Raw genomic sequence first — 12,569 nt, forward strand, 5'->3', positions numbered from 1 at the left:
ATCGCTGCCATGCGGGTACGACTCGCCATCGGGGACTTCGCCCGGATGACCCACCTGAGCGTGAAGGCGCTGAGGCATTACCACGAGGTGGGCGTCCTGGTCCCGGCGGAGATCGATCCGTCGTCGGGCTACCGGTTCTACGAACCGGACCAGGTGCCCGTCGCACAGGTGATCCGCAGACTCAGGGACCTCGGTCTGCCGCTCGACGAGGTCAAAGAAGTGCTGCAGGCAGCCGACGTAGAGGCTCGCAACCGTGTCATGCTCGCCCATCTGCGGCGGATGAAGTCGCAACTCGAGCAGACCGAGTCCGTGGTGGCCTCGTTGCAGTCTCTGCTGGAACGCCCGCTCGCGCCGATCGCCGTCGAGCACCGGTCGGTCGGCCCGGTGCGAGCCCTCGCCGTCGTCGATCACGTCTCCATGCTCGAGCTCGACACCTGGTGGGAAGACGCATTCGCGGAGCTCGAACTGGCACTCGCGTCGGCAGGCGTCGGGGCCTCCGGCCCGCGTGCAGCGCTGTACTCGGCTGAGTACTTCGCCTCCGAGTCCGGCGGCGAGGTCGTGGCGTACCTCCCGGTTCCGGTCGACGTGAGCTCGGCCGGCCGGGCGAAGTTGGTGGAGATACCGTCCGCCGAGCTGGCAGTGGCTGTGCACCGGGGCGGTTTCGGCGACCTCGACCGAACGTATGGGGCCCTGGGCACCTATGTCGCCGAGCGCGAGATCGGCGTGGACGGGCCGATCCGGGAGAACTACCTGGTCAGCGCCTCGGACACCGAAGACGAGTCCCGCCTTCTGACCGAGGTCTGCTGGCCGGTCTTCCAGACCAGCCCGTCATCCTGACCGCTTCGCCGTCGTGCCGCCCTTGACTGTCCCGTAACGGGAGAGTCGACGGTCGGCTTCATGGACGGAATCGATCGCGCGATCGCCAAGCAACGCCAGGCCGACCTGCTCCGAAGATCGTTGCGTCGGCACCAGTGGGATGACGGCCCGCCTCCGGCGCGCTTCGGGCTGCCGCGCGAACTATGGCTGGTCGTGTTCGGAATGTTCCTGAACTACGTGGGATACGGCGCGGTCCTGCCGTTCGAGGTCATCTATCTGCACGACGGCCGCGGTTTCAGCCTGGGCGTCGCCGGGCTCGTGGTCGGCTTGATCACCGGTGCCGCGGTCGTGACTGCGCCGTTGGCAGGCCCGCTGATCGACCGCTTCGGGGCTCGTGCCGTCGCGACCTACGCGGGCGTTGCGCTGGCCGCCGGATACATCGCTCTGGCGTTTGCCGAGTCGCAACCTCACGCGTTCCTCGCCGCTGCGATCGCGGGAGCCGGAAACGGCGCACTCAACCCGAGCCAGTCCACCCTCGTGGCGACACTGGCACCGAAGGAGCTACGCCATCGCGCCACGGCCGTCTCGCGGGTTGCCGGCAACGCAGGCGCCGGACTGGGTGCGGGACTCGGCGGCCTGATCGCGACGGCTGGGCTGACGGGATTCGTCGTACTGTTCGTGGCCGATGGTGTGACCTACCTCGTTTATGTGGGTGTGCTCGTCGTCGTCGTGCGGGACGACCCGCGACCGGAGCGGGTCGCCGGCGGGTACCGGGTCGTCGTCCGTGACCGGGCATTCCTCCACCTCGCCGTGACCAATGTGGCGATGATCGCGGTCGGATGGGGCGTGTTCACCTGGCTGCTACCTCCGTACGCCGAGGGTGGTCTGGGCATCAGTGCCTCGCTCATCGGACTGCTGCTGCTCGCAAATGCCGCCACAGTCGCGGTCGCCCAGGTGCCGATCGCCAAGTTCGCCGAGGGACGCCGACGGGTGACGGTGATGGGGCTCGCCGCGTGGGCGTTCGTCGGTGCTTGCCAGCTCGTAATCACCGCCGGCGTCACGGCCGAGGCTGCGACGGTGATGCTGGTCGCGGCCGTGATCCTCGTGGGCCTCGGTGAGTGTTTCCATACGACCGTGCTGATGCCACTCGTCGCCGACCTCGCGCCCGCCGCTCTGCGGGGGAGATATATGGCTTCGATGGGCCTGTCGTGGTGGATCGGCCTGGCGATCGCACCGGCGGCCGGCGCGCAACTGCTGAGCGTCTCACCAACAGCGACGTTTGTCGCGGCTGCGGTTGTGGCACTGCTGGCCGGCGTCTCCGCGCTCACCTTGGAACGCCACCTTCCCGACGCCGCCCGCCTGACACCCCGCCCACCGCCCTCCGGCCTCCGCCGACGGTGAAATCGGCACCAGCCGAGACCGATACAGCGCGGGTCTCGTAGTCGCCCTTGACCAACGGCGATTCCGCAGCGGGGCGTACCGACCGACAGGAAGAGGTCTCCCGATCTGCCGAATCGCACCTGTGCGGCAGGCGACAGACCGTCCCAGGCGGGGACTACTTCCTGTCGGTCGGTACACCCGGCTCACCGACCAAACTGAGCGCTTCCGACAGGCTGAGCCTCGGTGTCCATGAGCCGAATGTAGCGATCCGGGCACGGACTGCCACCACAGAATCACGGCGATCCCGTCTCGGATTGCGGTGACCGTACGATGGACGGGTGCCATCGACACTGCCCGAGGGGGAGGTTGCGCCCCGGGACGGGTCGCTGCCGGACTCGGCCGTGCGTGAAGCCGCCGGCCGGCCGTTCGGGTTTTACCTGCACGTCCCCTTCTGCGCGGCGCGCTGCGGATATTGCGACTTCAACACCTACACGGCCAAGGAACTCGGCGGGGGCGGTTCGCAGGCGTCGTACGCGGAGACCGCTGTGGAGGAAGTCCGGCTGGCTCGGCGGGTTCTGGGCGACTTGGACCGGCCGGTGGACACGGTGTTCTTCGGCGGAGGTACGCCGACTCTCTTGCCTGCGGCTGACCTCGCGCGGATGCTGGCCGCAGTACGGGATGAGTTCGGGTTGGCGCCGGGTGCCGAGGTGACCACCGAGGCGAATCCCGAGTCCGTCGATCCGGCGTACTTGGCGGCGATTCGGGCGGCCGGGTTCAACCGGGTTTCGTTCGGGATGCAGAGCGCGGCGCCGCATGTGCTGCAGATCCTTGATCGCAAGCACACCCCGGGACGCGCTCTGGAGGCAGTGAAGGAGGCAACGGCCGCGGGCTTCGAGCATGTGAACCTGGACCTGATCTACGGAACACCGGGGGAGTCGCTTGATGATTGGCGGGCCTCGCTGGAGTCCGCGCTGTCCGCGGAACCAGACCACGTGAGCGCCTATGCGTTGATCGTCGAGGACGGGACACAGTTGGCGCGGCGCGTCCGTCGGGGCGAGCTGCCGATGCCGGACGACGATGACCTGGCCGACAAATACGTGCTGGCCGACGACCTGCTGACGAGCGCCGGCCTCGGGTGGTACGAAGTGTCGAATTGGGCGCGGACCGAGGAAGCTCGCTGCCGGCACAACGAGCTCTATTGGCGTGGCGGCACCTGGTGGGGGGTCGGCCCGGGCGCGCACAGCCATGTCGGTGGCGTGCGCTGGTGGAACGTCAAACACCCCAGCGCGTACGCCGATCGCCTCGCGGCGGGGGACAGCCCGGCGTACGCGCGGGAGGTTCTCGATGAGGAGACCCGGCGGGTCGAGCGCGTCCTGCTGGAGATCCGGCTGCGGGCGGGACTGCCGCTCGACGTACTGGACGAGGCCGGCCGGGCGGCCGTGAAAGATGCGGTAGGCAACGACCTGCTGGAGGCGCTCGGCGGCCGGCTGGTGCTCACTCGGCGTGGTCGCCTCCTGGCCGACGCGGTGGTCCGCGATCTGCTTCCCTGACCTGCGCGCGCAAGACCCGGTCACAGGAAACCTCCAGGAAATGCAGCGTTCCGTCACCGGTGTGGTTCACACCGTGACAATCGCGGCAGGTATGTACTGACCTGATAGTGGTGGTGTCTCAGCGTGACGGTGTGTTGCTTGACACAGTCAGTTCAAACACTCGAAACTTCAGTCACTCTCCGATCGAGAGCGCTCTCAACCCGTCCCCTCAGGGAGCCTCCTCATGCGGCCCAGTGCCCGCCAATGCAGTGCCGTGATCGTCTTCGCCTGCAGCCTCACCCTGCTGGCCTCGGCGTGCGGTGGCAAAGACCAGACTGCTGCCTCCGGCGTCGCCGACGATCCGGGCGCGAAGATCGAGCTGACCATCGCGACGTTCAACGAGTTCGGCTACAGCGATCTCTACCGCGAGTACGAGGCGGCCCACCCCAACATCAAGATCACCGAACGCAAGGCCGCCACGGTCGACGAGCACATCAAGAACCTGGACGCCAACCTGGCCGCCGGGTCAGGCCTCGCCGACATCGAGGCGATGGAGGTCAGCTGGATCTACAACTACCTGGCCAAGGCCGACAAGTTCGTGGATCTGCGCAAGTACGGCGCCGACGACCTGAAGTCGCGCTGGCTGGACTGGAAGGTGGCCGGCGCGACCACCGGCGACGGCCGGATCATCGGCTACGGCACCGACATCGGTCCGGAGGCGATCTGCTACCGCAAGGACCTGTTCGCCAAGGCGGGGTTGCCGACCGACCGGGTCGCGGTGGCCAAGCTGTTCCCGGACTGGGCGTCCTACTTCTCCTACGGGCGCAGGTTCAAGAAGGCGGTGCCGAACTCGGCCTGGTACGACTCGGCGGTGCTCACCTGGGAAGCGATGCGCAACCAGCTGATCCAGGCCTACTACTCGAACCAGGATCGCTACCTGGGGGACGAGAACCCGCTGCTGAAGAAGACCTGGGACCAGATCGTCCAGGGCACCGAGCAAGGTCTGTCCGCGAAGCTCCCCGCCTGGAGCGACGCCTGGACCAAGGCGTTCCGCACCGACGCGTTCGCCACGATGGCCTGCCCCGGCTGGCTTCTCGGCGTGATCCAGGACAACGCGGGCAGCTTCGGCAAGGGCAAGTGGGACGTGGCGGACGTGTTCCCCGGCGGCGGTGGCAACTGGGGCGGTTCGTACCTGACCGTGCCGACCCAGTCGGAGAACCCCGAAGAGGCCGCCAAGCTCGCCGCGTGGCTGACCGCGCCGGAACAGCAGATCAAGGTGTTCAAGAAGGTCGGCTCGTTCCCTTCGACAGTCGATGCCTACGACGCGCCTCAGGTGAAGTCGCAGGTGAACGCGTACTTCAACAACGCGCCGGTCGGGCAGATCTTCATCAACCGCGCCCAGAACGTGATCCTCAAGCAACACAAAGGTCCACGGGACGGGGAGATCAACCAGGTCTTCACCTTGGCGCTCGCCCGGGTCGACGAGGGCAAGCAATCGCCCGACGCGGCTTGGAAAGAGGCGCTCCGGGAGAGCGACCAGGCCGCGAACATCCGAAAAGGCGGCTAGTCCTACAGCCGGACGTTGTGATGTTGCGGGGACGGGCCCGGACTGCCAGCACTCCCGAAGTGGCGACCTTGAACACCAAACAGGGACCGCGGACACGAAATAAAGTGTTCAAGGCCCCGACTACCTGTCCCAGGTCCCCACTCTTGGTCAGGGCCGGCACCAGGCGGAAAGGGTGGGTGGGAGCGGCGGCGTCGGGGGCGGCGGGGGCTGTGCAGGTATTACGGTGTGAACACCAGAAACCAGGGAGGGAGGCCCGTTGTCGATGCAAGGCCAAGACGGTGGCTCTCCGACTCTCGAGCAGGTCGCGGCACTCGCCGGCGTTTCACGCGCAACCGTCTCGCGGGTGGTGAACGGATCACCCAAGGTGCTGCCGGACACGGTCGCTGCCGTCGAGCGCGCGATCGGCGAACTCGGCTACGTCCCCAACAGGGCGGCTCGCGCGCTGGTGACCCGACGGACCGACTCGGTCGCGCTCGTCGTACCGGAGCCCGACAGCAGGGTGTTCTCGGACCCTTTCTTCGCCGGGATCCTTCGCGGTGTGAGCATGACGCTCGCGCCGACCTCCTCCCAGCTCGTGCTGTTGATCGAACCGGCCGAGGGTGACGACCAGAGGCTTCTGCGCTACCTCCGCGGCGGTCACGTGGACGGCGCGATCATCGTCAGCCACCACGGCCGTGACAACGTGCTGCAGGAGCTCGCGCACCTGCCGCTGCCGATCGTGTTCAGCGCCCGCCCGCTCGGCGTCGAGGTACCGGTCGCGAGCGTCGACGTCGACAACGTGGCAGGCGCCCGTACTGCGGTCGAGTACCTCCTGTCCAAGGGGCGTCGCAGGATCGGCACGATCGCGGGACCCCTCGACATGACCGCTGGGCTCGATCGTCTGACCGGCTACCAGGAGGTCGCTGCCGAGGCGGGGATGGCCGAGGCGGTTGCCTACGGCGACTTCACGGCCGACGGAGGCGAGCAGGCCGCGGTGAAGTTGTTCGCCGAGTATCCCGATCTCGACGGACTCTTCGTCGCGTCGGACCTGATGGCGACAGCCGCGCTGCGGGTCCTGTCCGAGCTCGGCCGGCGCGTCCCTGAGGACGTGTCCGTGGTCGGGTTCGACGATTCGGTGATGGCAACCACGACGACACCGAAGCTGACGACGGTTCGCCAGCCGATCGAAACACTCGGCGCTCGGCTCGCGGAGATCATCCTCGCCAAGATCGGCGGCGCCGACCTGACCAGCCCGGAGATCTTCAGCACCGAACTGATCATCCGCGGCTCCGCCTGACCTTCTCGTACTGCGATTCCCCCGGACTACGGTGGATCGTTCTGGAACTGGAACTGGACCCGGATCGAGCTGTCCAGCGGAACCACCAGAGTGGTGTTCGAGGCGTTCCAGTTCTGCGGCACGAGGAACAGCCTGTTCTGCCCGACGACGAGCAGTCGCAGTCCCCGATACCTGTAGTTGAAGGTCTGGCCGGCGCCCGGCCGGAGGGCAGTCTCCTCCAGCCCGGGGGAGCGGAGTTGGAGTTTCTCCTTGGTATCGAGAATGACCACCGGGAACCGGTCCAGGTGCTCGGCGTCGGACTTGGCCAGCCCGCGTCCGGAGTACTGGGCAGTGGTTGCCGTGGCCCAGAAGGCGCAGGTGATGGTGACCACCGCGAGCAGGGCGATCAGGACGCGCTGCTTGCCCAACTCTGGTTCGACCTTCCCGGTCAGGTAGGAGATGTACGCGAGGGCTGCCGCGGAGAGACCGATCACCAGCGGGACGAGCAGGGCGTAGTACGACATGTGGCCGATCAGCGGGTATGCGAGCAGGCCGAGGATGCCCAGGAGGAGCACGGCGATCGCGGCGAGGCGGGCACGGCGTACCGGGGCGGGGCTCAGATGGCGACGGATCAGGTTGTGCAGGACCAGACCTGCGACCGCCAGCAACGTCAGGATGAGCAGCGGGACGAGCAGCGGTTGCGGGCTGCGCATCACGTAGGCCTGGGTGCCCAGACCGATCGTGTCGACGTCGATCCCGAAGTACTCGTACTGCGAGCGCGCGGAGACGTAGCCGAAGTAGAACAGCAGACCGCTGATCAGCGTCACCGGCGCGACGATGCCGGCGGCGAAGCTGACCCAGCGCTCCGCCTGGGACCTCTCGTCAGCCATCCGAGGACGGCGGGTCCGAGGGAGGCAGCGGCTCCGAGGGAGGCAGCGAGTCCGAGGGAGGCAGCGGCTCCGAGGGAGGCGGTGAGTCCGAGGGAGGCGGCGAATCCGAGAACTCGTCCGGGCTGAAGGAGATCTGGCTGCCACCCGCGCCGAGCAGGCTCTGGCAGTCCACCTTGGTCTCGCAGGTGGCGGTGACCGGGATGATCAGGCTGACATCCTCGTTCCCGGCCGCGACCTGGCGAGCGCCGACGTAGCAGGGCCTGAAGCTGTCCGTCGCCCACCAGACCCCCGCGCATGGTCGCGAGTCTCCCGGGCAACCGGTCTGGTCCAGCACGAAGATGCCGCCGGGCCTCAAGCGCGGCCGGCCGAGGTCGATCCTGGTGCCGTCGGGAATCGGGCTCTTGCCCAGCCAGTTGACCTCGGCGCACCGGTAGTTCTCGTTGGTGTCGACATTGCCGCCGATCGGTGCCGAGGCGATGTCGATGGACGGCTTCCGCTGGGAAGTCTGGCTCGACTCTGGATCCGTCGGCTCGATCGGCGGCTCGTTCGTGGTCTCGCCGTTCGCGGTGGGCGACGGGCTCCCGTCGGCGCCCGAACCACCACCGGTGTCAGAGCAACTGCTGCCGCCGAGACCGACAAAGATCGCCAGCAAACCGGTGGCCAGCGCTTCTCGCAGTGGGCACATGACGATCACCCCCACTGTCAGAATGAGCCTGGCCGCGCTTGTCGACAACAGTTCGTGTTCTTGTTTGTTCACTCTCTGCTGCGATGACTGTCGGTGCAGGTCACGGACGTGGTATCTGTGACACAGGAGAACCAAGGGGGGCCTTGAGATGTCCGACCACGAGATCCGGATCGCGCTGGTTCTGAACGGTGGGGTGAGCCTGGCCGTCTGGATGGGTGGCGTCACACACGAGCTCGATCTGATCCGCCGCGCCTCCACCTCCGGCACCAAGACCGCCCAGCCGTACGACGAGGTCCTCGCCGACAGGTGGCGCGACCTTTGTCATCGGGACGGGGAACGCCGCCGGGTCGTGGTGGACGTGATCGCCGGCACCAGTGCGGGCGGTCTGAACGGATCACTGCTGGCGACGGCGATCTCGTCCGGGTCGTCCCTCGACCCCGACGGCGCTCACGGGCCGTGGCTGCGGCAGCGATGGGTCGGGCTGGGTTCACTGGAGGTCGGCAAGCTGGTCCCGGCCGCGGGGAAGCCGTCTACCTCGGTGCTGGACGGCAAGTACTTCCTCAGCGAGCTGAACAACCTCCTCGAAGGAGTCGCCGCTGCGGGCAGCTCGTCGGCCGCCGAGCCGGTCACGTTGTTCGTGACGGCTTCCGGACTCGGGGTTCAGCAGTTCCAGGCGAGGGACGCGGCCGGCGAGCGATTCGTCGTACCGGATCATCGTTATCTGTTCAGCTTCACCAGCGAGCGGGTGGCCGTGTACGACGGGAAGACGCGGGCGTTCTCGTTCGCGGAGAAGAACGGGTTGGAGGACACTGAACTGCTCGCCCGCGCGGCTCGTGCCTCGGCCTCCTTCCCGGTGGCGTTCGGCCCGGTGCTGGAGACGCCGAAGATGGCCGCGGCGCCGCCCCGGGTTCAACCCGGCCAGCATCAGGCGGAATCCGGCGCCTGGCTGGTGGATGGTGGCGTCCTGGACAACGCGCCGTTCGGGCCGGTGCTGGATATGGTGGCCCGCCGGCCGGTGTCCGGACGCGCGACCCGGTACGTGCTGTACGTCGTACCGTCGGCCGGCATCGGTTCGGCGGAGACCCGGCTGCAGGAGGCGACCGAGCCGACCTGGCGGCTGGCGGCGTTGTCGGCCGTGCAGTTCCCGCGCGAGGTGGACTTCCGGTCGGATGTGGAACAGCTGGAGCGTTTGCTGCTGGAGGCGGACGCGTCCTGGTCCGATTCGCAGCGGTTGTTCGATCGTTGCATTGAGCAACCAACTGAGCGGGACCGGCTGCGGGAAGCCGCCAGGCTGCTGCAGCCCACCTATGCGCGCGGCCGGGCGGCTGGTGGGGTCTGGGAGGCCGTGACGATCGCGACGCACGACCAGTCGACCGTGCTCGATGCCGCGAGCGCACTGTCCGAGACCCAGATCGACGAGGTGCTCGCCACCGACCATCCGTGGGTCCCCGGTCCGGACGGCTCGACCGCACCCCTGCTCCACAACGCCGAGGGAAACCCTTGCTGGGCTTGGGGAATCGGCGCGGCCGAGCGCGTAGTACGACTGGTACTGCGGTCGTTGCGAACGCGGATCGACACAGCGGCACCGGCGGATCGAACCGACCTCGAGCGGCGGTTGAAGGCGACCAGCGACAGCCTCCAGAAGGTCGTGGCGGTGCGAGATGCGTTGTCGAAGGAGCTCAACGAGGCCGACCTCGACCTTCGGCCCGCCGGGGGAGCCGAGGCGGTCGCCGTCGGGCTTGCTGACATCTTCGAGGCGCTGCAGGTGCAGCGCGCCCTGGGCGAGGAGTTCGCGGCGCTGATCAAGATCGTCGGCGCGGACGTCGTCGAGACGGCTCTCGAGGTCGAGATCGTGTCGCGGTGTACGTCGGCGCGGACCCCGCAGCAGCGCAGCGCGCCGTTCCAGTTCCTGCGGCTCGGCCCCGACATTCCGCTGACACTGCTCGACGAACTGCCCGAGGGATCGATCGCGGACGACCTGAAGGACCGGATCCTCTACGGCACCCAGGTCGGGCACTTCGGCGCGTTCGGCGCGGTCGACTGGCGTCGCTGGGACTGGCTGATGGGCCGCCTGCACTGCGTCGCCCACCTCGGCGCGATGCTCGGCGCCGACCCGGACTGGATCCGCGAGACCCAACGCCAGGTGCTGGAAGCCGAGGACTGGAAGCTCGAGAAGGTCGCCGAGCAGATCCAACGCCTGGCCGTGGACTTCCCCGTCGACGCCGGGCTGGGCGCGCTGACGACAGTGCGGGACGAGCTCAACACCAGCCGCGAGGGCATCGCCACCACGAAGGGACTCGCCGATCGGATGGTCGAGGTGTCCGGCGGACTCAACGAACAGTTCGGCGACTGGGTCAAGGCGATGGCCGCGCGGAAGCACCAGCCAGGCTCATGGTTGCTGCAGTGCGCCCGATGGTTCGCTGAACCGGCCAGGCAAAGCTTGTGGCAGCGGTTGGTGAAGGACGTCGAGCTGTCGGCGGCCAAGCGTCCGATGATCGTCCAGCAATGGTTGCCGTTGGCAGCCTTAGGTGCCGCTGTTGCGCTGCTCGTGATCGCCGGCGTCGTCGAGGTCGCCGCGATCAGGATCATCGCGTCGCTGCTCGCCGGCTTGGTTCTGGCCGCCGGTGCGGCGCTGCTGGCCGCAGCCTGGTTCGTGCGCCGCCAACGCCGGCGGATCCAGGCCTGGATCGAGAAGCGGATACCGCCGATCAGTCCTGCGTCACGAAATCGATGAGCTCCTCGACCCGGCCGAGCAATTCCGGATCCAGATCGGCGTAGCTCCGAACTTTCGACAGGATGTGCTTCCAGGCCGCGGCGACGTCCGCCTGGTCGGTCGCCGGCCAGCCGAAGGTCTGCAGCACACCCTTCTTCCAGTCCTGCCCGTGCGGGATCTTCGGCCAGGCGGCGATCCCGAGCGAGGACGGCTTGACGGCCTCCCAGATGTCGATGAATGGGTGCCCGACGACGAGCACATGCTGGTTCGTCACCTGCGCCGCGATCTTCGATTCCTTCGACCCCTCGACCAGGTGATCGACCAGTACGCCGAGCCTTCGCCCCGGCCCGGGCTGGAACCTGTTGACGATGCCCGGCAGATCGTCGACGCCTTCGAGATACTCGACGACGACCCCCTCGATCCGCAGGTCGTCACCCCAGACCCGCTCCACGAGCTCGGCGTCGTGACGACCCTCGACATAGATCCGGCTGGCTCGCGCCACCTTCGCCCGAACGTCGCTCACCGCCACCGACCCGGACGCAGTACGGGTCTTCTTGGCAGGTCCGGCCTTCCTCGGCGCGATCAGGTTCACGGGCTTACCGTCCACCCAGAACCCGGGCCCGAGCGGATACGTCTTGATCCTCCCGTGCCGGTCCTCCAGATCCACCACCCCGTGCTCCCACCGAACCACGGCCCCGACGAACCCCGAGCTCGGCTCCTCGACCACGAGCCCCTTCTCGATCACCAGATCGACGGTCCGCCCGTTCTTGGGCTTCCGCCAATCCCCAGCCAGCACGTCATTCCCATACCGATCAGCCACCGCCCAACCGTATGTCCTGCAGGGCTGCTTACCGCTCAACCACACACCCCGTACGCCGAACCGCCCGCGCGTCCTCCGGGACCCCCACCACCCCGCCGCTGTCGGCGATCAGGTGCGACAAGCGACTCCGAAGGCGCCGGTTCGTCGACTGGCGCCAAATGCAGCCGCTATCGGTCCCAAAACCCGCCATCGGGTCGGCGGACGCCGATTCCAGCCGCGGCACGTCGTAGCCATGGATCGCGCCGCCACTGGTGACCAGCAGCTTCTCCGAGGCGCCACTTCTTGGGAACTGCGTCTTCCCGGATCGACCCGCCGGGTGGCTGCGGCTTCCCGGCTGGACGCGCCGCTTCTTGGGAACTGCGTCTTCCCGGATCGACCCGCCGGGTGGCTTGACTTCCCGGTTCGACGCGCCGCTTCTTGGGAACTGCGTCTTCCCGGCTCGACCCGCCGGGTGGCTGCGACTTCCCGGCTCGACGCGCCGCTCTCTGCTCGTCTTCCCGGCTCGACCCGCCGTCGTGGCCGCACTTACCGGATCGACCCGCCGAAACTTGGACGACGGTTCGGCGGGTCGACGCGGGTAGTCGCGTCGGTGCGGCGGGTCGGGCCGGGTAGTGGGGTGGGTGTGGCGGGTCGAGCCGGGTAGTGATTGGTGGGGTCCGGTCGGCCAGCGCTGGAGACCTTTCCTGCCCCGGCGACCCGGTGACCCCGGGTGGCCACCCGACTGGCCGGTCACCCGGGTGGCTGCGACTTCCCGGATCGACCCGCCGGGTGGCTGCGACTTCCCGGCTCGACGCGCCGCTCTCTGCTCGTCTTCCCGGCTCGACCCGCCGTCGTGGCGTCACTTACCGGCGCGACCCGCCGAAATTTGGACGACGGTGCGGCGGGTCGGGCCGGGTAGTGGGGTGGGTGTGGCG

The 12,569-nt window shown here is 68.0% G+C and carries 9 protein-coding genes; 6 read left to right on the forward strand and 3 right to left on the reverse strand.

Features of this window, described 5'->3' with window-relative positions; genetic code table 11:
* The first annotated feature begins 9 nt into the window (after positions 1–9).
* The 5 genes from ABD210_RS06630 to ABD210_RS06650 all read left to right on the forward strand — a co-directional run bounded on the left by ABD210_RS06630 (position 10) and on the right by ABD210_RS06650 (position 6,568).
* Positions 10–837: a MerR family transcriptional regulator gene (locus ABD210_RS06630; protein WP_344109887.1), complete on the forward strand. Its 828-nt coding sequence runs from the start codon at positions 10–12 to the stop codon at positions 835–837.
* A gap of 60 nt (positions 838–897) precedes the next feature.
* Entirely contained in the window at positions 898–2,217 is a 1,320-nt protein-coding gene (locus tag ABD210_RS06635) for an MFS transporter (protein WP_344109888.1), read from the forward strand.
* 317 nt (positions 2,218–2,534) lie between these two features.
* Positions 2,535–3,746, forward strand: coding sequence for a radical SAM family heme chaperone HemW (gene hemW / locus ABD210_RS06640; protein WP_344109889.1), 1,212 nt, complete (start codon positions 2,535–2,537; stop codon positions 3,744–3,746).
* Between the two features lie 223 nt (positions 3,747–3,969).
* Positions 3,970–5,292, forward strand: a complete 1,323-nt coding sequence (locus ABD210_RS06645) for an ABC transporter substrate-binding protein (RefSeq protein ID WP_344109890.1) — start codon at positions 3,970–3,972, stop codon at positions 5,290–5,292.
* 262 nt (positions 5,293–5,554) lie between these two features.
* Positions 5,555–6,568 carry a LacI family DNA-binding transcriptional regulator gene (locus ABD210_RS06650; protein ID WP_344109891.1) on the forward strand — a complete coding sequence of 338 codons (1,014 nt, stop codon included), beginning with the start codon at positions 5,555–5,557 and terminating at the stop codon, positions 6,566–6,568.
* Between the two features lie 26 nt (positions 6,569–6,594).
* On the opposite strand, the gene ABD210_RS06655 is transcribed toward ABD210_RS06650, so the two are convergent.
* Both ABD210_RS06655 and ABD210_RS06660 read right to left on the reverse strand, forming a co-directional pair.
* Positions 6,595–7,437, reverse strand: coding sequence for a hypothetical protein (locus ABD210_RS06655; RefSeq protein WP_344109892.1), 843 nt, complete (start codon positions 7,435–7,437; stop codon positions 6,595–6,597).
* On the reverse strand, positions 7,430–8,122 hold the full coding sequence (locus tag ABD210_RS06660; RefSeq protein WP_344109893.1) for a hypothetical protein: 693 nt from the start codon (positions 8,120–8,122) through the stop codon (positions 7,430–7,432). The genes ABD210_RS06655 and ABD210_RS06660 overlap by 8 nt, the downstream gene beginning before the upstream one ends.
* Before the next feature lie 148 nt (positions 8,123–8,270).
* Here ABD210_RS06660 and ABD210_RS06665 point away from each other — a divergent pair, with 148 nt between their 5' ends.
* Complete coding sequence (locus tag ABD210_RS06665) at positions 8,271–10,856, forward strand: DUF3376 domain-containing protein (RefSeq protein ID WP_344109894.1); 2,586 nt, start codon at positions 8,271–8,273, stop codon at positions 10,854–10,856.
* On the opposite strand, the gene ABD210_RS06670 is transcribed toward ABD210_RS06665, so the two are convergent.
* Positions 10,831–11,655, reverse strand: coding sequence for a DUF3097 domain-containing protein (locus ABD210_RS06670; RefSeq protein ID WP_344109896.1), 825 nt, complete (start codon positions 11,653–11,655; stop codon positions 10,831–10,833). The two genes, ABD210_RS06665 and ABD210_RS06670, sit on opposite strands and share 26 nt — an antisense overlap.
* Positions 11,656–12,569 lie beyond the last annotated feature (914 nt).

It is taken from the genome of Kribbella alba (assembly GCF_039529635.1).
Lineage (GTDB): Bacteria > Actinomycetota > Actinomycetes > Propionibacteriales > Kribbellaceae > Kribbella > Kribbella alba.